Here is a 20660-nt window from a genome sequence, read left to right as displayed (position 1 = left end):
CATCCGTCGATAGAATGCGCTAATGCCCACCGAGTCTCCTCGTCATGCTCCACACGAGTCTCGTCGCGCCGCTCGTCTGGCCGCGCAGCAGCGAGCGCAAGAAGCGAGCATCGTCGAGCGCAAGCAGCGGCGGCGCCGCCGTGCCCGCATCACCTGGCTGATCGTCGGAATCCTCCTCGTCGTACTGCTCGGCGTCGCATGCTGGGTCGGCTTCCGGGCGCTGACCGTCAAGGACGGACTGGAGAAGAGTCAGGCTCTCATCGGTGAGCTGCAGAACGGCGCCGACATGAAGCAGACCGTCTCGGAGATCTCCGGTCATGCCGAGAGTGCGGCAACGGCGGCATCCGACCCGGTGTGGGGGGCCCTCGAGTGGGTGCCCTTTGTCGGCGACAACCTGAAGGGCGTGCGGCTGGCCGCGCAGTCCCTCGACGTCCTCGTGAACGACGTGGGGATGCCGGTGCTCGGTGCGGATGGCGACGGTGGTTCCCTCATCGCGAAGGTTCTCGAGGTCACGAAGGCCGAATCGGATCGCGTCGTGCAACTCGCCCACGAGATCGACGCCGTGCAGACGTCGTCGGCGCTCATCGGTCCCGTGCGCAAGGGTGTCGATCAGGTGGCCGAGGTCATGTCGGCAGCCGCGCCCGCGGTGGAGCTCATCCCGGAGCTCCTGGGCGCGAACGGCCCGCGCAACTACCTGCTCGTCTTCCAGAACAATGCCGAATCCCTCGCGCTCGGCGGAAGCGCGGCGTCGCAGACCCTCGTGCATGTCGACAACGGCACGATCACGATGGGTGACCAGGGGAACAGTCGCGTCTACCAAAATGGCGTGCCGGTCGACGTGCAGGTCGACCCGAGCGCGATCGACCTGTATACGAGCTACCTGCTCGATCACGTGAACACGAGCATGAGCCGTCCCGACTTTCCCACGGCAGCGAAGATCATGCGCGCATGGTGGCAGCGTGACATCTCTCCGGACGAGATTGACGCCGTCGTCTCGGTCGACCCGCTCGCGCTCTCGCGCATCCTGGTCGCGACCGGCCCGATCCCGTTGATCTCCGGTGACACCCTCACATCCGAGAACGCCGTCCAACTGCTCCTCAGCGACGTCTACAAGCGCTGGGACAGCTACAAGTACCCCGAACTCGTCGACGGGTTCTTCGCTGCGGCGGCCGGCGCCGTGTTCCAGAAGGTCTCGTCTGGCCAGTTCAACCTCAAAGACATGGCGTGGGCCATCAGTGAGAGCGCTTCGAAGGGCAGCATCCTCGTCTGGAGTGAGGACGAAGATGTCACGAAGGCGATCGCGGGGCAGCGCGTGAGCGGGGTCTTGCCGACAGACAACGACGACGCGACCACCGTCGGCGTGTACTTCCACAACAGCAACGGCTCCAAGATCGACTACTACACCCAGACGGCAGTCACAGCAGATGCCGCATGCACGGCAGACGGTGCCACGTTCACCGTCAAAGCTTCGCTCTCCCTGCCGATCACTCAGGAGCAGGCGAAGGCGCTCCCGCGCTACGTCCAGAGCATGACCTTCGGAACACGTTTCCGCGACTGGATCTTCATCTATGGGCCTCCCGGGACGGCGCTCAAAGATGTCGCCATGAACGGCGAGGACATCCGGGTGATCCACAGCGACATCGACGATCTGGGTCGTCCTGTTGCGGCGTTCGAGGCCTGGTTTGACCCGGGCACTCAGCTGGACGTATCTGCGTCGTTCACCGGTACCGGGTCGTTCGGGCCGCTCACGGTGCAGACCAACCCGATGATCCACTCGGCCGAGCCGGTGATCACCGACGCGTGCGGATGATAACCGTGAGGCTCGGTCAAGCACACCGTTTGGAGTAAACTGACCGCGGATTCAGTGAAAACGCTGAGAAAGTTCGCGATTCGCGCGACACGGACAGGGGTGGTCAGCATCGTCGTGGAAGCTGTGCCGGTGCATTCAGGGGCCGGCAAGGTCGCCAGTGCCGTCACAAGCCCGGTGGCGGCTCGGCGCCGCCGCAGCGAGTGGACGAGGCGCTACGCCGGCCGGCTCTTCTACAGCGACCTCCTCGTCGTGTCGATCACTCTGGTCTCGGGCTGGCTGATCGCGGCGCCCGGCTTTTCGAGCTACGTCTCGTGGTCCGGAGGTCCACGCCTGACCTACGTCGCCGCCATCGTCATCATCGCGGTGCTCTGGCTCATCGGTCTTGATGCGTCGGACAGCCGTGATCGCCACATCGTCGGTCAGGGGTTCGTCGAGTACCGACGGATCGTCGACGCAACGATCGCCGTCTTCGCCGTGACGGTGGCTCTGGCCTTCTTCTTGGGCATGGATCTTTCGCGTACTCTCGTCGCGATCGTCTTTCCTCTCGGCCTGGTGCTGCTCTTGTTCTCGCGCTGGGCATGGAGGCAATGGCTTCGCCGGCGACAGAGGTCCGGTGCTTACGTCCATCGGGCGGTGATCATCGGCGATCATGCGAAGGTGAAGCACGTTGCCCGCCAAATCCGACGTACTCCGGGCAGCGGGTACGAGATCATGGGCGTGATCACGAACGGCGTGCCGTCCGAGGGCGTTCCCGAGATCGAAGTGCTCGGTGATATCGCGCACGCAGAGGCCGCCCTGGATGCTGCCAGCATCGACGCGTTGATCATCGCGGGTGCAGATGATCTGGACCCCGACACGCTTCGGCGCCTCGGGTATGCCGTCTCGGACCGGGACATCCAGCTCATCATGGCTCCGGCACTCACCGACGTCGCGGGTCCGCGCCTGCACGCCACACCGGTCGCGGGGCTGCCGCTCGTGCACGTCGACTTCCCGCGCATGGAGGGCTACAAGCGGCTCCTCAAGCGCGCGTTCGACCTGTCTGCATCCCTCGTTCTCGTGGTGCTCCTCTCACCGGTGTTCCTCGCGACGGCGATCGCCATCCGCATCGACGGCAAAGGCCCGATCTTCTACCACCAGGAGCGCATCGGGCGCGGTGGGCGCACGTTCGGCATGCGCAAGTTCCGCTCGATGGTCGCCAACGCCGACGACCAGCTCGCCACTCTGCTCGATCTGCAGGGAAAGAGCGACCAGCCGCTGTTCAAGGTCAACGACGACCCGCGCATCACCAAGGTGGGCAAGTTCCTGCGCAAGCACTCCATCGACGAGCTGCCTCAGCTCATCAACGTCATCCGTGGCGAGATGAGCCTCGTCGGGCCCCGTCCTCAGCGCGCGGCCGAAGTCGCCCTGTACGACGACATCGCCCACCGGCGCCTTCTGGTGAAGCCGGGTATGAGCGGCCTCTGGCAGGTCAGTGGGCGCTCGAGCCTCTCCTGGGAGGAGACCATCCGACTCGATCTCTATTACGTCGAGAACTGGTCGCTGACGCAGGACATCATCATCCTCTTCCGCACGGTCAAAGCAGTCGTCGCGCCGGGAGCCAGCGCCCACTGACGGATCCGCCCACGGAAGCGAACTGTTCCACGGGCGTTGTGCATGCTCCCAGGCGGCATGCACAATGAGGGTGCCCGGCTGTTCGGCCGGCAGCGCATACACCTCAGAAGGGGGATTCACATGGGTATCGAGGACGCCGTCAACAAGGGCAAGGAGTTCTTCGAGCAGAACAAGGACAAGATCGAGGAGGCCGTCAAGAGCGAGCAGGCCGAGGAGATCAGCGACAAGGTCCTCGACGGGGTCGCCGACTTCGCGAAGAAGATCGCCCCCGGCGCTGCCGACAAGATCGACGAGATCCGCGACAACGCCGACAAGGCCGTCGGCAACGAGTGACACGAACTCCGAAGGGCGGGATCAACGGGTCCCGCCCTTCGTCATGCGCGGACGACGACCGGATGCTGCATGCTCGAACCGCTGATCGGCATACCGTGGTTTCGGATGCTGGCATCGCGCGGTTCTGATCCGGTACTCTGATAACCGGCCGTCTGGGGTTCTTACGGTCGGGGAGTGTCGAAGGGGTTCGACCTCCGCAACACACGCGGTTCGCCGCGTTCACACTGGGGAAAGCGATCTTGGGGATCATCGTGCGACGCGCGCACTCGGTGCGCCTGAGCGTCTCCCCGCCTGCGCGGCGGGTGTCTTCGCCGCGCCCTCGGTCGAGGGTCTGGCGTCCCTTCACGCCGGGATCCTCGCGTTCGGTGTGCCCCCTCGCACTGAACGCCCTCCCCAAAGCGGGGCGAGGCATGGGGATGCCTCGCCCCGCTCTTGAGACGCACCGCTGAGGCCGCGCGCAGGGCTCGCGCGAGGCGCGACACGCCCGGGTTTGCAGAACCCAAAACGGCCATGGCAGAATAGACAAGTTCGACATTTCGGCTGCGCTGTGGCGTGCGCCGGATCACCATCACGAGAGTGCATAGGCGGCGTCGACTCGCAAGGGTCGCGCAGGGACCTAGGCCGCGGATGGCAGAGCACAATCCCGACACCTCTTCACCGAGGTTCCGCCGTGCGCGGTGGAAGTCGGCATCCGTTCGCCGAGAGGCGGGCGGGCTGACAGCAGAACAGTGGTGCAGCCCTTCGACAGGCTCAGGGACTCCGGTCCTGCGAGCCCGAGAAGCGAAGTGCCTGGCGCGAACAGCGCCATCGTGCGTCCAATGCCCCAGGGTCACCCGATCCCGGACGGTACGACGCCTGAAGAGAGAGAGCAGACAATGGCGGGACAGAAGATCCGCATTCGCCTGAAGTCGTATGACCACGAGGTCATCGACACGTCCGCACGCAAGATCGTCGACACCGTGACCCGTGCGGGCGCGACCGTCGTCGGTCCCGTGCCCCTTCCGACCGAGAAGAACGTCGTGTGCGTCATCCGGTCGCCCCACAAGTACAAGGACAGCCGCGAGCACTTCGAGATGCGCACCCACAAGCGTCTGATCGACATCGTCGACCCGACGCCCAAGGCCGTCGACTCGCTGATGCGCCTTGACCTGCCTGCCGACGTCAACATCGAGATCAAGCTCTGAGGTTCGACATGGCTGACATCAACGCAAAGATTTCCAAGGGCATGCTCGGCACCAAGCTCGGCATGACCCAGGTGTGGAACGAGAACGGCAAGCTCGTTCCCGTGACCGTCATCGAGCTCGCGCCCAACGTGGTCACCCAGATCCGTACGCCCGAGAAGGACGGCTACAACGCCGTGCAGATCGCGTACGGCCAGATCGACCCGCGCAAGGTGAACAAGCCCCTCACCGCCCACTTCGAGGCAGCGGGCGTCACGCCTCGCCGTCACGTCACCGAGATCCGCACCGCGGATGCCGGTGAGTACTCGCTGGGCCAGGAGCTTACGGTCGACGGCACCTTCGAGGCCGGCCAGCTCGTCGACGTCGTCGGCACGAGCAAGGGCAAGGGCACCGCAGGTGTCATGAAGCGCCACAACTTCAAGGGCGTCTCTGCTTCTCACGGTGCGCACCGCAACCACCGCAAGCCCGGTTCGATCGGCGCGTCGTCGACCCCGAGCCGCGTGTTCAAGGGCATGCGCATGGCCGGCCGCATGGGTGGCGAGCGCGTGACCGTCCTCAACCTCACGGTGCACGCCATCGACGCCGAGAAGGGACTCATGCTCGTCAAGGGCGCCGTCCCCGGTGCTCGCGGCCGCATCGTCTACGTCCGCAACGCAGTGAAGGGTGCCTGATCATGGCTGACTCGACTCTCGCGCTCGACGTCCTGAAGGCAGACGGCAAGAAGGCAGGCTCGATCGAGCTTCCCGCCGAGCTCTTCGACGTCAAGACGAACATCCCGCTGATCCACCAGGTCGTCGTCGCCCAGCTCGCCGCCGCCCGCCAGGGCACCCACTCGACCAAGCGTCGCGGTGAGGTCTCCGGTGCCGGCCGCAAGCCCTTCAAGCAGAAGGGCACGGGTAACGCCCGTCAGGGTTCGATCCGCGCTCCGCACATGACCGGCGGTGGCATCGTCCACGGCCCGAAGCCGCGCGACTACTCGCAGCGCACCCCGAAGAAGATGATCGCCGCCGCCCTCCTGGGCGCGCTCAGCGACCGCTTCCGCGGTGAGCGTCTGCACGCCATCGACACGTTCGGCACCGAGGGCGCGCCCTCGACCAAGGCCGCCGCGGGCTTCCTCGCCCAGGTCGCCTCGTCGAAGAACGTGCTCGTGGTCATCGAGCGCGGCGACGAGCTCGCGCTGAAGAGCGTTCGCAACCTCGGCCACGTCCACGTGCTGTCGTACGACCAGCTCAACGCCTACGACGTGCTCGTCTCCGACGACATCGTCTTCACCCAGGCCGCTCTCGAGGGCTTCATCGCCTCCAAGACCGGCGCCAACCAGGAGGTCTCCGCATGAGCGAGCAGGCATCTGTTCTCCAGACGGCCCTGAACAAGGACCCGCGCGACATCATCCTGAAGCCGGTCGTGTCCGAGAAGAGCTATGGGCTCATCGACGAGGGCAAGTACACCTTCCTCGTCGACCCGCGCGCTTCGAAGACCGAGATCAAGCTCGCCATCGAGAAGATCTTCGGCGTCAAGGTCGCTGCGGTCAACACGATCAACCGCGTCGGCAAGGCTCGTCGCACCCGCTTCGGCACCGGCAAGCGCAAGGACACCAAGCGCGCCATCGTGACCCTGAAGTCGGGCACCATCGACATCTTCACGGCAGTCGGCTGACCCGGGGGATAAGGACTAGATAATGGCTATTCGCAAGTACAAGCCCACGACCCCGGGCCGCCGCGGCTCGTCGGTGGCTGACTTCGCCGAGATCACCCGATCGACGCCCGAGAAGTCGCTGCTCCGTCCGCTCGCCAAGACCGGTGGTCGCAACAACCAGGGCCGCATCACGACCCGTCACATCGGTGGTGGCCACAAGCGCCAGTACCGCGTCATCGACTTCCGTCGTAATGACAAGGACGGCGTCGACGCCAAGGTCGCACACATCGAGTACGACCCCAACCGCACCGCGCGCATCGCGCTGCTGCACTACGCCGACGGCGAGAAGCGCTACATCCTCGCGCCGGCGAAGCTCAAGCAGGGCGACGTCGTCGAGTCGGGCCCCGCGGCTGACATCAAGCCGGGCAACAACCTCCCGCTGAAGAACATCCCGACGGGTACCGTCGTGCACGCCATCGAGCTCCGCCCCGGCGGCGGCGCGAAGCTGGCGCGTTCGGCCGGCGCCTCGGTGCGTCTCGTCGCGAAGGACGGCCCCTACGCTCAGCTGCGTCTGCCCTCGGGCGAGATCCGCAACGTCGACGCGCGCTGCCGCGCGACCGTCGGCGAGGTCGGCAACGCCGAGCAGTCGAACATCAACTGGGGCAAGGCCGGCCGCATGCGCTGGAAGGGCGTCCGCCCGACCGTCCGCGGTGTCGCCATGAACCCGGTCGACCACCCGCACGGTGGTGGTGAGGGCAAGACCTCCGGTGGTCGTCACCCCGTCACTCCTTGGGGCCAGGCTGAGGGTCGTACCCGTCACGCCAACAAGGAAAGCGACAAGTACATCGTGCGTCGTCGTAACGCCGGCAACAAGCGCAAGTAGGAGTAAGAGAAGATGCCTCGCAGTCTCAAGAAGGGCCCCTTCGTCGACGAGCACCTGCTTCGCAAGGTGATCGGCCAGAACGAAGCCGGCACGAAGAACGTCATCAAGACCTGGTCCCGTCGGTCCATGATCATCCCGGCCATGCTGGGTCACACGATCGCGGTCCACGACGGACGCAAGCACATCCCCGTGTTCGTGTCCGAGACCATGGTCGGTCACAAGCTGGGCGAGTTCGCGCCCACCCGCACCTTCCGCGGCCACGAGAAGGACGACAAGAAGGGCCGCCGTCGCTGACGCGCCGGCGTGGAGGAGAAGAAATGGTGGAGTCCATCGCACGTGTGCGACACATCCGCGTGACCCCTCAGAAGGCTCGTCGTGTCGTCGCGCTCATCAAGGGCAAGCAGGCCCAGGAGGCTCTCGCGATCCTGAAGTTCGCACAGCAGAGCGCCAGTGAGCCGATCTACAAGCTTGTCGCGTCGGCCATGGCCAACGCGCAGGTCAAGGCGGATCGTGACGGCGAGTACCTCGACGAGCAGGACCTGTACGTGAAGAACGCGTACGTGGACGAGGGCACGACGCTCAAGCGTTTCCAGCCCCGTGCACAGGGTCGCGCGTTCCAGATCAAGAAGCGCACGAGCCACATCACGGTCGTGCTCTCGACGCCTGAGGCGGCTCCGGCCGCTGCGGGCGACAGCAAGAAGAAGGCGAGCAAGTAATGGGACAGAAGGTCAACCCGTACGGCTTCCGCCTCGGCATCACCACGGACCACGTGTCGCGCTGGTTCTCGGACTCGACGAAGCCGGGTCAGCGTTACGCCGACTACGTGGCCGAGGACATCAAGATCCGTCGTCTGCTGCAGACGCAGCTCGACCGCGCCGGCGTCTCGAACATCGAGATCGAGCGCACCCGTGACCGCGTCCGCGTCGACATCCACACGGCCCGCCCGGGCATCGTGATCGGTCGTCGCGGCGCCGAGGCCGAGCGCATCCGCGGCGACCTCGAGAAGCTCACGGGCAAGCAGATCCAGCTGAACATCCTCGAGGTGAAGAACCCCGAGGCCGACGCTCAGCTGGTCGCCCAGGGCATCGCCGAGCAGCTCTCGGCTCGCGTGGCGTTCCGTCGCGCGATGCGCAAGGGTCTGCAGGGTGCTCAGCGCGCAGGCGCCAAGGGCATCCGCATCCAGGTCTCCGGCCGCCTCGGCGGCGCCGAGATGAGCCGTTCCGAGTTCTACCGCGAGGGTCGCGTGCCGCTGCACACGCTCCGCGCGAACATCGACTACGGCTTCTACGAGGCGAAGACCACCTTCGGCCGCATCGGCGTGAAGGTCTGGATCTACAAGGGCGACCTCACCAACAAGGAGCTCGCTCGCGAGCAGGCCAACCAGAAGCCCTCGCGCGACCGCGGCGACCGTCGTCGCGCCCCGCGCAACGAGGCTCCCGTCGCAGAAGGAGCGTCTGCCTGATGCTTATCCCTCGTAAGGTCAAGTACCGCAAGCAGCACCACCCGAAGCGCGATGGCCAGGCCACCGGCGGCACGAAGGTCACCTTCGGCGAGTTCGGCATCCAGGCCCTCACCCCGGCATACGTGACGAACCGTCAGATCGAGTCGGCTCGTATCGCGATGACCCGTCACATCAAGCGTGGCGGAAAGGTGTGGATCAACATCTACCCCGACCGTCCGCTCACCAAGAAGCCGGCGGAGACCCGAATGGGTTCCGGTAAGGGCTCGCCCGAGTGGTGGGTCGCCAACGTCAAGCCGGGCCGCGTCCTCTTCGAGGTCGCGGGTGTCAACGAGCAGCTCGCTCGTGAGGCACTCACCCGTGCAATCCACAAGCTGCCGCTGAAGGCACGCATCATCAAGCGCGAGGAGGGCGACGCGTAATGGCGATCGGCACCAAGGAGCTCGCTCCGGCAGAGCTCGACACGTTCGAAGACCAGCGCCTCGTTGAGGAGCTGCGCAAGGCCAAGGAGGAGCTGTTCAACCTCCGCTTCCAGTCGGCGACCGGCCAGCTGGAGAGCCACGGCCGCATCCGCGCCGTCAAGCGCGACATCGCGCGTCTCTACACCGTGATCCGCGAGCGCGAGCTGGGCATCCGTGCGACGCCCGCTCCGGTCGAGGCTCCGGCCAAGAAGGCGACCAAGTCGAAGGCGAAGAAGGCGGATGCCGCCGACTCCGCCGTGAAGGAAGAGGCTGAGTGATGGCCACCAAGAAGGATGCCGCCGTCGAGGCTGAGCACGCCGCACACGACGTCCGCGACGAGCAGGCTCGTGGCTACCGCAAGGCACGCCGCGGCTACGTCGTCAGCGACAAGATGGACAAGACCATCGTGGTCGAGGTCGAGGACCGCGTGAAGCACCCGCTTTACGGCAAGGTCATCCGCCGCACCTCGAAGGTCAAGGCGCACGATGAGGCGAACTCCGCCGGCATCGGCGACCTGGTCCTCATCAACGAGACCCGCCCGCTGAGCGCCACGAAGCGCTGGCGTCTGGTGGAGATTCTGGAGAAGGCCAAGTGATTCAGCAGGAGTCCCGCCTCAAGGTCGCCGACAACACCGGCGCGAAGGAGCTGCTCACCATCCGCATCCTCGGTGGCTCGCGCCGCCGCTACGCGGGTCTGGGCGACACCATCGTCGCGACGGTCAAGGACGCGATCCCCGGTGGAAACGTTAAGAAGGGCGACGTCGTCAAGGCGGTCATCGTCCGCACCGTGAAGCAGACGCGCCGTCCCGACGGCTCGTACATCAAGTTCGACGAGAACGCCGCCGTCATCCTGAAGAACGACGGGGAGCCCCGCGGCACCCGCATCTTCGGCCCGGTCGGTCGTGAGCTTCGTGACAAGAAGTTCATGAAGATCGTCTCGCTGGCACCGGAGGTCATCTGATCATGGCGAAGATCAAGAAGGGCGACCTGGTTCAGGTCATCTCGGGCGCCAAGCCCGAGCGCGGCGGCGACCGCGGCAAGCAGGGCAAGGTCCTCGAGGTCCTCGTCGAGCAGAACCGCGTCGTCGTCGAGGGCGTGAACTACGTCACCAAGCACACGCGCGTCGGACAGACGCAGCGCGGCACCAAGACCGGTGGCCTCGAGACCGTCGAGGCTCCCATTCACATCTCGAACGTCGCACTCGTCGACCCCTCGACCAAGAAGCCGACCCGCGTCGGTCACCGCGTCGAGGAGCAGACGAAGGACGGCGTGAAGCGCACCGTCCGCGTGCGCTACGCGAAGAAGAGCGGTAAGGACCTCTGATGGCAACCGAGACTGCTGTGGAGGCTGGCCGCATCCAGCCCCGCCTGAAGCAGAAGTACAACGCTGAGATCAAGAAGGCTCTGCAGGACGAGTTCGGCTACAAGAACGTCATGCAGATCCCCGGCCTGGTCAAGGTCGTCGTCAACACCGGTGTCGGTGAGGCGGCTCGCGACAGCAAGGTGATCGAGGGCGCGGTCGACGACCTCACCAAGATCACCGGTCAGAAGCCGGTCGTCACCAAGGCTCGCAAGTCCATCGCGCAGTTCAAGCTGCGCGAGGGCCAGCCCATCGGCGCGCACGTCACCCTCCGCGGCGACCGTGCGTGGGAGTTCATCGACCGCCTCGTGTCGCTCGCGCTGCCCCGGATCCGCGACTTCCGCGGTCTCTCGGACAAGCAGTTCGACGGCAACGGCAACTACACCTTCGGTCTCCAGGAGCAGAGCGTGTTCCACGAGATCGACCAGGACAAGATCGACCGGGTGCGCGGTTTCGACATCACCGTCGTGACCAGCGCGAAGACGGACGACGAGGGCCGGGCTCTGCTCCGCCACCTCGGCTTCCCGTTCCGGTCGAACGACGCCCAGGCGTAAGACCGGCTGAGCGCCCTTCGTCTCACGCTTCGCTCCTCGCTCGGGAGCCGATCCGGTTCCCGGACGGGCGGAGCGGGACGAAGGGCGCCATGCCGTACAATTGAAGATTGCGTGCTCATCGCAGGCCGTCTGTCGTGTAACGGCAGCCGGAACCTCATGAACAAAGGAACCCAATAATGACAATGACAGACCCGGTCGCAGACATGCTGACCCGTCTGCGCAACGCGAACTCGGCGCACCACGACACCGTGACGCTGCCGTCGAGCAAGCTCAAGACGCACATCGCCGAGATCCTCCAGCAGGAGGGCTACATCGCCGGCTGGGAGACCTCCGACGCCCGCGTCGGCAAGAACCTCACGCTGACGCTGAAGTACGGCCCCAACCGCGAGCGGTCGATCGCCGGCATCAAGCGCGTGTCGAAGCCCGGTCTGCGCGTGTACGCGAAGTCGACGGAGATCCCGAAGGTCCTCGGCGGTCTCGGCGTGGCCATCCTGTCCACCTCCTCCGGTCTTCTCACCGACCGTCAGGCTGAGCAGAAGGGCGTGGGCGGAGAAGTTCTCGCCTACGTGTGGTAATTCGAAATGTCGCGAATCGGACGACTTCCCATCGACGTTCCCGCGGGCGTGACCGTTACGGTCGACGGCCGTGAGGTCGCGGTGAAGGGCCCGAAGGGTGAGCTCACCCTGACGGTCGCAAGCCCCATCGAGGTGTCGGTCGAGGAGAACCAGGTTCTCGTCACCCGCCCCGACGACGAGCGCGCGTCGCGGTCGCTCCACGGCCTGACCCGCACTCTCATCAACAACAACATCATCGGCGTGACCCAGGGCTACTCCAAGGGCCTCGAGGTGGTCGGCACCGGTTACCGCGTGCAGCAGAAGGGCGCGGCCGTCGAGTTCGCGCTCGGCTTCTCGCACCCGGTCCTGGTCGACCCGCCCGCCGGCATCACCTTCACGGTCGAGGGCACCAACAAGCTCACCGTGAGCGGTATCTCCAAGCAGGCTGTCGGCGAGGCAGCTGCCAACATCCGCAAGATCCGCAAGCCTGAGCCGTACAAGGGCAAGGGTGTGCGTTACGCCGGCGAGGTCGTGCGTCGCAAGGCCGGAAAGAGTGGTAAGTAACCATGGCTCTCAAGTCAAAGTCTGACGCCCGCGCGCGTCGTCACGCCCGCCTCCGCAAGAAGGTCGTGGGCACCGAGACGCGTCCGCGTCTCGTCGTCAACCGGTCGTCCCGCCACGTCTTCGTGCAGCTGGTCGACGACAGCAAGGGTCACACCGTGGCGTCGGCATCGACGCTCGAGACCGACCTGCGCTCGTTCGAGGGTGACAAGACCGCCAAGGCTCGCAAGGTCGGCGAGCTCGTCGCCGAGCGCGCGAAGGCCGTCGGTGTTTCCGAGGCCGTGTTCGACCGCGGCGGCAACCGCTACGCCGGTCGTGTCGCCGCCATCGCCGAAGGCGCCCGTGAAGGGGGGCTGGCACTGTGAGTGACATCAAGGAGAACGAAGTGACCGAGACGGCTGCTGCCGCGACCGAGGCTGAGCCCGCTCGCGAACAGCGTGAGGGCCGCCGCGGCGGCCGCGACCGCAACCAGGGCGGTCGCGACCGCAACTCGCGCGACCGCGGGGACAACCAGTTCCTCGAGCGCGTCGTCACCATCAACCGCGTGTCGAAGGTCGTGAAGGGTGGTCGTCGCTTCAGCTTCACCGCTCTTGTGGTCGTCGGCGACGGCAACGGTCTGGTGGGCGTCGGCTACGGCAAGGCCCGCGAGGTCCCGCTCGCCATCTCGAAGGGTGTCGAAGAGGCCAAGCGCAACTTCTTCCGCGTTCCGCGCGTCGGCAGGACGATCCCGCACCCCGTGCAGGGTGAGGCGGCCGCCGGTGTGGTTCTGCTCCGTCCCGCAGCGGCCGGTACCGGTGTTATCGCCGGTGGTCCCGTCCGCGCCGTGCTCGAGTGCGCCGGCATCCACGACGTGCTGTCGAAGTCGCTCGGCTCCTCGAACACGATCAACATCGTGCACGCGACGGTGGAGGCCCTGCAGCAGCTCGAGGAGCCCCGTGCGGTCGCCGCGCGCCGTGGTCTCGAGTTCGACCAGGTCGCACCCGCGCGTCTTGTCCGCGCCGAGGCCGAGGCTCTCGCCGCACAGAAGGTAGGTGCCTGATGGCCGCCCGGCTCAAGGTCACGCAGATCAAGTCCAAGGTGAGTGAGAAGCAGAACCAGCGCGACACGCTGCGTTCGCTCGGTCTCAAGCGCATCGGTGACTCCACCGTTCGCCCCGACGACGCGCAGACGCGCGGCTACGTCAGGACCGTCGCGCACCTCGTCAAGGTTGAGGAGATCGACTAATGGCTGAGAAGAACGAAGCCGTCGAGGCCGAGAAGGCCCCGAAGAAGGCTGCCGCTCCGAAGGCTGCCGCAGAGAAGAAGCCTGCGGCGAAGAAGGCTCCTGCGAAGGCTGCCGACGCGAAGGCTGCCGACACCAAGGCGGAGTCCGCGGAGAAGAAGCCCGCGGCCAAGAAGCCCGCAGCGAAGAAGGATGCTCCCGCGTCGCGTCCCGGCGTGCTCAAGGTGCACCACCTGCGTCCGGTCCCCGGCGCCAACACCGCGAAGACCCGTGTCGGTCGCGGTGAGGGCTCGAAGGGCAAGACTGCCGGTCGCGGCACCAAGGGAACCAAGGCGCGCAACACCGTGCGCGTCGGCTTCGAGGGTGGGCAGATGCCGCTGCACATGCGCACCCCGAAGCTGCGCGGGTTCAAGAACCCGTTCCGCGTCGAGTACCAGGTCGTGAACCTGGACAAGCTCGCGGAGCTGTACCCGACCGGTGGCGACGTCACCGTCAGCGACCTGGTCGCCAAGGGTGCCGTGCGCAAGAACGAGAAGGTCAAGGTTCTCGGCAACGGCGACATCGCCGTGAAGCTCAACGTCTCGGTCGACAAGGTCTCGGGTTCCGCCGAGCAGAAGATCGTGGCTGCGGGCGGATCCGTCAAGTAACCACCGCATGAGAGGGGCCGGAACACTCCGGCCCCTCTTTTGCATAGTCAGCCCCGGCCCGCCGTTTGAGTTACCCTGGTCTTTCAGCCATCCCTCAGGGATAGGCCACCTTTTCAGGAGGAACGTTCTTGTTTAGCGCCATCGCGCGGATCTTCCGCACGCCAGACCTGCGTCGGAAGATCGGTTTCACTCTGGCGATCATCGCCATCTACCGGCTCGGCTCCAACGTCCCCGCTCCGTTCGTGAACTTCCCGAACGTCGAGGCGTGTCTGGCCGAGAACAGTGGAACCGAGGGTCTTCTCGGTCTGGTCAACCTCTTCTCCGGCGGTGCACTGCTGCAGCTGTCGATCTTCGCCCTCGGCGTCATGCCCTACATCACCGCGACGATCATCACCCAGCTCCTTCGCGTGGTGATCCCGCACTTCGAGGCGCTGCACAAGGAGGGCCAGGCCGGTCAGGCCAAGCTCACCCAGTACACGCGGTACCTCACGATCGCCCTCGCCCTGCTGCAGTCGACGACCCTCGTCACGGTCGCGCGCAGCGGCCAGCTCTTCGGCACGACCGACGTCGCCGCGTGTCAGAACCTCCTGACCAACGACGTGTGGTGGGCGCAGCTGCTCATCATCATCGCGATGACCGCGGGCACGGGTCTCATCATGTGGTTCGCCGAGCTCGTCACCGAGCGCGGCATCGGCAACGGCATGTCGCTGCTCATCTTCACGTCGATCGCCGCGACGTTCCCCGGCGCCATGGCTCTCATCTGGCAGACCAAGGGCTTCGAGATCTTCCTCCTCGTGCTCCTCGTCGGCATCGTGGTGATGGGCCTCGTCGTGTTCGTCGAGCAGTCGCAGCGCCGCATCCCCGTGCAGTACGCCAAGCGCATGGTCGGACGTCGCACCTACGGCGGCACCAACACCTACATCCCGATCAAGGTCAACATGGCCGGTGTGATCCCGGTGATCTTCGCGTCGTCGCTCCTGTACATCCCGGCGCTGATCGCCCAGTTCAACACCCCGCAGGACGGATCGACGCCGGCGCCGTGGGTCACGTGGATCACGACGTACTTCACGAAGGGCGACCACCCGATCTACATGGTCGCGTACTTCCTGCTCATCATCGGCTTCACGTACTTCTACGTCGCGATCACCTTCAACCCGGTCGAGGTCGCCGACAACATGAAGAAGTACGGCGGGTTCATCCCCGGCATCCGCGCAGGACGTCCGACGGCCGAGTACCTCGACTACGTGCTCACGCGCATCACGCTTCCGGGATCGATCTACCTCGGGTTGATCGCGCTCATCCCGCTGATCGCACTCGCGGTGGTCGGCGCCAACCAGAACTTCCCGTTCGGCGGTGCGTCGATCCTCATCATCGTCGGCGTCGGTCTCGAGACCGTCAAGCAGATCGATGCGCAGCTGCAGCAGCGTCACTACGAAGGGCTCCTCCGATGACGGCACCTCAGGCACACGACAGCACGGCCCGGCTCCTCATCGTCGGCCCTCAGGGCTCCGGAAAGGGCACGCAGGGCGTGCGCATCGCCGAGTCCTACGGCATCCCCGTGGTGTCGACCGGCGACATCTTCCGCGCGAACATCAAGCAGGGCACGCCCCTCGGGCAGCAGGTCACCGAGATCCTCGACAGGGGAGACCTCGTGCCCGATGAGCTGACCAGCGAGATCGTGCGTGACCGCCTGTCGCAGGACGATGCCGTGAACGGGTTCCTGCTCGACGGGTACCCCCGCAACACGACCCAGGTCGCCCACCTCGACGCATTCCTCGCCGAGCAGGGCCACGCTCTCGACGCGGTGATCCTGCTCGACGTGCCCCGTGAGGAGAGCATCTCGCGCCTCACGCTGCGCGCCACCGAACAGGGACGCACCGACGACACCCCCGAGGCGATCGCGCACCGTCTGGACATCTACGAGCAGGAGACCGCGCCGATCATCGACGTGTACGACGAGCGCGGCATCGTCGACCGCGTGGACGGCACGGGCGAGCTCGACGAGATCACCGATCGCATCCTCGCGGCGCTGGCAGCGCGCGGTCTGCGCCTGGCGGCCTGACCGCGACGATGTTCCGTCGATCCATCTACAAGACCCCCGCGCAGCTGCGCGCGATGGTCGAGCCGGGCCTCATCACGGCGGCGGCGCTCGAGGCCGTGCGGCCGCTGATCCGCCCTGGCGTGACCACGCTCGAGCTCGACGCCGAGGCGAACCGCACGATCCTCGCCCGTGGCGCGGAGTCGAACTTCCAGCTGGTGCGCGGCTACCACCACACGATCTGCGTGTCGGTGAACGAGGAAGTCGTGCACGGCATCCCGTCATCGCGTGTCCTCGAGCCCGGCGACATCGTCTCGGTGGATTGCGGAGCGCAGTTCGACGGCTGGAACGGCGACAGCGCGATCACCGTCGTGATTCCGGATGCCGAGCGCCCCGACCTCGTGCGACGGCGCGAGGAGCTGTCGCGCGTGACGGAGGGGTCGATGTGGGCCGGCATCGCCGCCCTGGCGACCGCTGCGCACCTGGGCGACGTGGGCGCGGCGATCGAGGAGTACATCGAGGCGCAGGGGCCGTCGGAGGTCTCCGGTGAGCCCTACGGCATCCTCCGCGAGTACGTCGGCCACGGCATCGGACGCAAGATGCACGAGGCACCGAGCGTCTTCAACTACCGCACGCCCGACCCCGGCGCCGAGGTGAAGCCCGGCCTCGTCGTGGCCATCGAGCCGATGGTGACGGCAGGGGGAGAGGCGACGTTCGTCGAGGACGACGACTGGACGGTCTCGACGGTCGACGGATCCGACGGTTCGCACTGGGAGCACAGTGTCGCCGTGCACGCCGGCGGCATCTGGGTGCTGACGGCCCCGGACGGCGGCGCAGCCGGCCTCGCCCCGTTCGGCGTCACCCCCGTGCCCCTCGCGTGAGCCATACGAACGTCACAACGCGCGCATAGGTTCCTCCCGGCAGAATAGGGGAGGGTGCTCTCGCGCCCCATGACTCTCAGGACGGACTCGTCGTTCGGCGGGCCTCGACAGAACGGAAATCAATGGCAGCCGCGAAGAGCAACACCAACTGGTTCGCGATCTGGGTCTCGGCCGCAGTGGTCGTCGTGCTGGTCGTCCTCGGCGGCGTCGTCGTGTTCCTCAACAACCAGGCGACGGCCCCCGGAGCGACTCCGGCCAGCAACAACACGTTCGACGCCGAGACGGGCGCCATCGCGATCGGCGACGGCAAGGACACCGTTTCGATCTTCGTCGACTTCCTGTGCCCGGTCTGCAAGTCGTTCGAAGACCAGTTCGGAGAGGGGCTCGAGGCCGCCGCCGCCTCGGGTGAGATCACTCTCGAGTACCACCCCATCGCGATCCTCGACCGCTTCTCGCAGGGCACCGAGTACTCCTCGCGCTCGGCGGGCGCCGCCGTGTGCGTGGCCGAGTCCGACCCCGACAAGTACCTCGACTTCGCCAAGGTGCTGTTCGAGAACCAGCCCGAGGAGAACACCCCCGGCCTCACCACAGAGGAGCTCGCGTCGTTCGCATCGCAGGTCGGCGCCGACAAGGCCGCCTCGTGCATCACCGACGAGACCTACCGCAAGTACGGGGTGTCGCAGGCCTCCAAGCACGAGATCAAGGGCACGCCGACCGTGGAGATCAACGGCACCCGCCTCGACCTCCAGAAGCCTGCCGACCTGAAGAAGCTCACCGATATCGTCGGCTGACGGCTCGACGGCGACGGGGCGGATGCCGCACGCATCCGCTCCCGTCCCCGCGACGCGCCGTCTCAGGTTGCCGGATGCGCACGGCTCGGTTATCATAGATCTTTGGTGCTTTGCGCCTTGATTCGGCGTGTCTGAATCGGAGCGGCACCGCAACCCACCCATCCACCGCAGATCGACCGGTCTGCAGAAGCGTCAGCGAGGCTATGGCTAAGAAAGACGGTGTCATCGAGATCGAGGGCGTCGTGTCGGAGGCACTGCCCAACGCGATGTTCCGCGTTGAGCTCACCAACGGACACAAGGTTCTGGCAACGATCTCCGGCAAGATGCGGCAGAACTACATCCGCATCATCCCCGAAGACCGCGTGGTCGTGGAGCTCAGCCCCTACGACCTGACCCGCGGGCGCATCGTCTACCGCTACCGCTGATCGGTCGAGAAGTAACACCCCAGGCGCCTGCGCCTGCCCGGTGAAGACAGCGAACAGGAATCATCATGAAGGTCAACCCCAGCGTCAAGCCCATCTGCGATCACTGCAAGGTGATCCGCCGCCACGGCCGCGTCATGGTGATCTGCAAGAGCAACCCGCGTCACAAGCAGCGCCAGGGCTGATCGACCAGATCTGACTCACAACTCAACACGAACCGGCAGGATCAGATCCCACGCGAGTGGGGGACACCTCGGGGCGGAGGCCCGGGCACCGATCCTGCTCCACACCTCCACAACATCCAGGAGAACCGCATGGCACGTCTTGCCGGCGTTGACATCCCGCGCGACAAGCGCGTGGTGATCGCCCTTACCTACATCTACGGCGTCGGCCGTACCCGCTCGACCGAGATCCTCAAGGCGACCGGGATCGACGAGAGCATCCGCGTGAAGGACCTCAGCGACGACCAGCTCGTCGCCCTCCGCGACTACATCGAAGGCAACTACAAGGTGGAGGGTGACCTGCGCCGCGAGGTCGCCGCAGACATCCGCCGCAAGGTCGAGATCGGCTCCTACGAAGGTCTCCGTCACCGTCGTGGTCTCCCGGTCCGCGGTCAGCGCACCAAGACCAACGCCCGTACCCGCAAGGGCCCGAAGCGCACCGTCGCCGGCAAGAAGAAGGCCCGCTAAGCAGCGGCCCCAGGGACTAGGAGAACACTTTCATGGCTGCACCCAAGGCCGCCGCGCGCAAGCCGCGCCGCAAGGAGAAGAAGAACATCGCGCTGGGCCAGGCCCACATCAAGTCGACGTTCAACAACACCATCGTCTCGATCACCGACCCGTCCGGCGCCGTCATCAGCTGGGCCTCGTCGGGTGGCGTGGGCTTCAAGGGCTCGCGCAAGTCGACCCCCTACGCCGCAGGCATGGCGGCCGAGTCCGCTGCGCGCCAGGCGCAGGAGCACGGCGTCAAGAAGGTCGACGTCTTCGTGAAGGGTCCGGGCTCCGGCCGCGAGACCGCGATCCGCTCGCTGCAGGCCGCAGGCCTCGAGGTCGGCTCGATCCAGGATGTCACCCCGCAGGCGCACAACGGCTGCCGCCCGCCGAAGCGTCGCCGCGTCTGAGACCGGCAGGCCGAGCCGCTCGTCCTCCCTGTGAGGCCGAGCGGCTCGCCGCCCGCCCGCGGGCATCGACTTCCACAACTCAAGACCTCACCCACCACATGTCATATAGCGGGCATGTGATCGAAAGGAACACAGAGTGCTTATCGCACAGCGTCCCACACTGACCGAGGAAAAGATCTCCGAGAACCGGAGCCGGTTCGTCATCGAGCCGCTGGAGCCCGGATTCGGCTACACGATCGGCAACGCGCTGCGCCGCAGCCTGCTGTCGTCGATCCCCGGTGCCGCGGTCACCAGCGTCCGGATCGACGGCGTGCTGCACGAGTTCAGCACGATCCCCGGCGTGAAGGAGGATGTCACCGAGATCATCCTCAACATCAAGCAGCTCGTCGTGTCGAGCGAGCGCGACGAGCCCATCACGGCGTACCTGCGCAAGACCGGTGCGGGCGAAGTCACCGCCGCCGACATCTCGGCCCCGGCCGGTGTCGAGGTGCACAACCCCGAGCTCGTCATCGCGACGCTGAACGACACCGCGAAGTTCGAGCTCGAGCTGACGATCGAGCGCGGCCGCGGCTACGTCTCGGCGACGCAGAACCGCAACGAGTACGCCGAGGCCGGTCAGATCCCGATCGACTCGATCTACTCGCCGGTGCTCAAGGTCAGCTACCGCGTCGACGCCACCCGTGCGGGTGAGCGCACCGACTTCGACAAGCTCGTGCTCGACGTCGAGACCAAGTCGGCGATCAGCCCGCGCGACGCCGTCGCCTCGGCAGCCAAGACGCTCACCGAGCTCTTCGGCCTCGCCCGCGAGCTGAACGTCGAGGCCGAGGGCATCGAGATCGGCCCTGCTCCGGTGGAGGCTGTGAACTCCAGCGAGCTGTCGATGCCGATCGAGGACCTCGACCTGTCCGTGCGCTCGTACAACTGCCTCAAGCGCGAGGGCATCAACACCGTGTCGGAGCTCGTCGCCCTGTCGGAGACGCAGCTCATGAACATCCGCAATTTCGGCCAGAAGTCGGTCGACGAGGTGCGCGACAAGCTCATCTCGCTCGGTCTGTCGCTCAAGGATTCGGTGCCCGGTTTCGACGGCGCCCACTTCTACGGCGGCAACGACGACGAGTCCTTCTGATACCCGACCTTTTC

Annotated in this window: 32 protein-coding genes; all 32 read left to right on the top strand. The window is 66.0% G+C overall.

The features are described 5' to 3' along the window. Positions 1-22 precede the first annotated feature (22 nt). A complete protein-coding gene (locus AB663_RS00810; RefSeq protein WP_067194560.1) occupies positions 23-1810 on the top strand; it encodes a DUF4012 domain-containing protein in 1788 nt (595 codons plus the stop codon). A 99-nt stretch (positions 1811-1909) separates the two neighbouring features. Next, positions 1910-3421, top strand: coding sequence for a sugar transferase (locus AB663_RS00805; protein ID WP_232304592.1), 1512 nt, complete (start codon positions 1910-1912; stop codon positions 3419-3421). 120 nt (positions 3422-3541) lie between these two features. Continuing rightward, the gene (locus tag AB663_RS00800) at positions 3542-3754 is read left to right on the top strand and encodes a hypothetical protein (protein WP_067194557.1); all 213 of its coding nucleotides are present in this window, start codon (positions 3542-3544) and stop codon (positions 3752-3754) included. A gap of 875 nt (positions 3755-4629) precedes the next feature. Further along, positions 4630-4938 carry a 30S ribosomal protein S10 gene (gene rpsJ / locus AB663_RS00795; protein ID WP_017201594.1) on the top strand — a complete coding sequence of 103 codons (309 nt, stop codon included), beginning with the start codon at positions 4630-4632 and terminating at the stop codon, positions 4936-4938. 8 nt (positions 4939-4946) lie between these two features. Further along, a complete protein-coding gene (gene rplC, locus AB663_RS00790) occupies positions 4947-5606 on the top strand; it encodes a 50S ribosomal protein L3 (RefSeq protein ID WP_067194553.1) in 660 nt (219 codons plus the stop codon). A gap of 2 nt (positions 5607-5608) precedes the next feature. Then, positions 5609-6271 (top strand): 50S ribosomal protein L4, encoded by a 663-nt coding sequence (gene rplD, locus AB663_RS00785; RefSeq protein ID WP_067194550.1) that lies wholly within the window; start codon positions 5609-5611, stop codon positions 6269-6271. Next, the gene (rplW, locus tag AB663_RS00780) at positions 6268-6591 is read left to right on the top strand and encodes a 50S ribosomal protein L23 (protein WP_067194548.1); all 324 of its coding nucleotides are present in this window, start codon (positions 6268-6270) and stop codon (positions 6589-6591) included. The genes rplD and rplW overlap by 4 nt, the downstream gene beginning before the upstream one ends. Before the next feature lie 22 nt (positions 6592-6613). After that, a complete protein-coding gene (rplB, locus tag AB663_RS00775) occupies positions 6614-7453 on the top strand; it encodes a 50S ribosomal protein L2 (RefSeq protein ID WP_067194544.1) in 840 nt (279 codons plus the stop codon). A 12-nt stretch (positions 7454-7465) separates the two neighbouring features. Beyond that, positions 7466-7747 carry a 30S ribosomal protein S19 gene (gene rpsS / locus AB663_RS00770; RefSeq protein WP_045249922.1) on the top strand — a complete coding sequence of 94 codons (282 nt, stop codon included), beginning with the start codon at positions 7466-7468 and terminating at the stop codon, positions 7745-7747. 23 nt (positions 7748-7770) lie between these two features. After that, the gene (rplV, locus tag AB663_RS00765; RefSeq protein WP_067194541.1) at positions 7771-8169 is read left to right on the top strand and encodes a 50S ribosomal protein L22; all 399 of its coding nucleotides are present in this window, start codon (positions 7771-7773) and stop codon (positions 8167-8169) included. Then, positions 8169-8915, top strand: a complete 747-nt coding sequence (rpsC, locus tag AB663_RS00760; RefSeq protein ID WP_067194538.1) for a 30S ribosomal protein S3 — start codon at positions 8169-8171, stop codon at positions 8913-8915. The genes rplV and rpsC overlap by 1 nt, the downstream gene beginning before the upstream one ends. Then, a complete protein-coding gene (rplP, locus tag AB663_RS00755) occupies positions 8915-9334 on the top strand; it encodes a 50S ribosomal protein L16 (protein ID WP_067194535.1) in 420 nt (139 codons plus the stop codon). The genes rpsC and rplP overlap by 1 nt, the downstream gene beginning before the upstream one ends. After that, the gene (rpmC, locus tag AB663_RS17465; protein ID WP_067194532.1) at positions 9334-9651 is read left to right on the top strand and encodes a 50S ribosomal protein L29; all 318 of its coding nucleotides are present in this window, start codon (positions 9334-9336) and stop codon (positions 9649-9651) included. The genes rplP and rpmC overlap by 1 nt, the downstream gene beginning before the upstream one ends. After that, complete coding sequence (rpsQ, locus tag AB663_RS00745; protein WP_067194528.1) at positions 9651-9968, top strand: 30S ribosomal protein S17; 318 nt, start codon at positions 9651-9653, stop codon at positions 9966-9968. The genes rpmC and rpsQ overlap by 1 nt, the downstream gene beginning before the upstream one ends. Beyond that, positions 9965-10333 carry a 50S ribosomal protein L14 gene (gene rplN / locus AB663_RS00740; RefSeq protein ID WP_067194525.1) on the top strand — a complete coding sequence of 123 codons (369 nt, stop codon included), beginning with the start codon at positions 9965-9967 and terminating at the stop codon, positions 10331-10333. The genes rpsQ and rplN overlap by 4 nt, the downstream gene beginning before the upstream one ends. A 2-nt stretch (positions 10334-10335) precedes the next feature. Beyond that, complete coding sequence (rplX, locus tag AB663_RS00735; protein ID WP_067194522.1) at positions 10336-10695, top strand: 50S ribosomal protein L24; 360 nt, start codon at positions 10336-10338, stop codon at positions 10693-10695. Continuing rightward, entirely contained in the window at positions 10695-11285 is a 591-nt protein-coding gene (gene rplE, locus AB663_RS00730; protein WP_067194520.1) for a 50S ribosomal protein L5, read from the top strand. Before rplX ends, rplE begins: the two co-directional genes overlap by 1 nt. A gap of 176 nt (positions 11286-11461) precedes the next feature. After that, entirely contained in the window at positions 11462-11860 is a 399-nt protein-coding gene (gene rpsH, locus AB663_RS00725) for a 30S ribosomal protein S8 (protein ID WP_067194517.1), read from the top strand. A gap of 6 nt (positions 11861-11866) precedes the next feature. After that, entirely contained in the window at positions 11867-12403 is a 537-nt protein-coding gene (gene rplF / locus AB663_RS00720) for a 50S ribosomal protein L6 (RefSeq protein ID WP_067194514.1), read from the top strand. A gap of 2 nt (positions 12404-12405) precedes the next feature. Next, positions 12406-12765 (top strand): 50S ribosomal protein L18, encoded by a 360-nt coding sequence (gene rplR, locus AB663_RS00715; protein WP_067194511.1) that lies wholly within the window; start codon positions 12406-12408, stop codon positions 12763-12765. Between the two features lie 20 nt (positions 12766-12785). After that, on the top strand, positions 12786-13439 hold the full coding sequence (rpsE, locus tag AB663_RS00710; protein WP_257720793.1) for a 30S ribosomal protein S5: 654 nt from the start codon (positions 12786-12788) through the stop codon (positions 13437-13439). Further along, on the top strand, positions 13439-13624 hold the full coding sequence (rpmD, locus tag AB663_RS00705; protein ID WP_067194508.1) for a 50S ribosomal protein L30: 186 nt from the start codon (positions 13439-13441) through the stop codon (positions 13622-13624). The genes rpsE and rpmD overlap by 1 nt, the downstream gene beginning before the upstream one ends. Further along, entirely contained in the window at positions 13624-14268 is a 645-nt protein-coding gene (gene rplO / locus AB663_RS00700) for a 50S ribosomal protein L15 (RefSeq protein ID WP_083511033.1), read from the top strand. Before rpmD ends, rplO begins: the two co-directional genes overlap by 1 nt. Positions 14269-14396: 128 nt before the next feature. Beyond that, positions 14397-15719, top strand: a complete 1323-nt coding sequence (gene secY / locus AB663_RS00695) for a preprotein translocase subunit SecY (RefSeq protein ID WP_067194504.1) — start codon at positions 14397-14399, stop codon at positions 15717-15719. After that, the gene (locus tag AB663_RS00690) at positions 15716-16330 is read left to right on the top strand and encodes an adenylate kinase (protein ID WP_067194501.1); all 615 of its coding nucleotides are present in this window, start codon (positions 15716-15718) and stop codon (positions 16328-16330) included. The genes secY and AB663_RS00690 overlap by 4 nt, the downstream gene beginning before the upstream one ends. 8 nt (positions 16331-16338) lie before the next feature. Beyond that, a complete protein-coding gene (gene map, locus AB663_RS00685) occupies positions 16339-17187 on the top strand; it encodes a type I methionyl aminopeptidase (protein WP_067194497.1) in 849 nt (282 codons plus the stop codon). 122 nt (positions 17188-17309) lie between these two features. Then, positions 17310-17978 carry a DsbA family protein gene (locus AB663_RS00680; RefSeq protein ID WP_067194493.1) on the top strand — a complete coding sequence of 223 codons (669 nt, stop codon included), beginning with the start codon at positions 17310-17312 and terminating at the stop codon, positions 17976-17978. A gap of 203 nt (positions 17979-18181) precedes the next feature. Next, entirely contained in the window at positions 18182-18403 is a 222-nt protein-coding gene (gene infA / locus AB663_RS00675) for a translation initiation factor IF-1 (protein WP_005050493.1), read from the top strand. A 65-nt stretch (positions 18404-18468) separates the two neighbouring features. Continuing rightward, positions 18469-18585 carry a 50S ribosomal protein L36 gene (gene rpmJ, locus AB663_RS00670; protein WP_005050492.1) on the top strand — a complete coding sequence of 39 codons (117 nt, stop codon included), beginning with the start codon at positions 18469-18471 and terminating at the stop codon, positions 18583-18585. A gap of 129 nt (positions 18586-18714) precedes the next feature. Further along, positions 18715-19089, top strand: a complete 375-nt coding sequence (rpsM, locus tag AB663_RS00665; protein WP_067194490.1) for a 30S ribosomal protein S13 — start codon at positions 18715-18717, stop codon at positions 19087-19089. A 32-nt stretch (positions 19090-19121) separates the two neighbouring features. Next, positions 19122-19520: a 30S ribosomal protein S11 gene (gene rpsK, locus AB663_RS00660; RefSeq protein WP_045249905.1), complete on the top strand. Its 399-nt coding sequence runs from the start codon at positions 19122-19124 to the stop codon at positions 19518-19520. 136 nt (positions 19521-19656) lie between these two features. Then, the gene (locus tag AB663_RS00655) at positions 19657-20646 is read left to right on the top strand and encodes a DNA-directed RNA polymerase subunit alpha (RefSeq protein WP_067194487.1); all 990 of its coding nucleotides are present in this window, start codon (positions 19657-19659) and stop codon (positions 20644-20646) included. The last annotated feature ends 14 nt before the right edge of the window (positions 20647-20660 follow it).

The organism is Microbacterium sp. XT11 (genome assembly GCF_001513675.1).
Lineage (GTDB): Bacteria > Actinomycetota > Actinomycetes > Actinomycetales > Microbacteriaceae > Microbacterium.
Note: the sequence above shows the minus strand (reverse complement) of the source record. Positions and strands in the feature narration are given on the sequence as shown.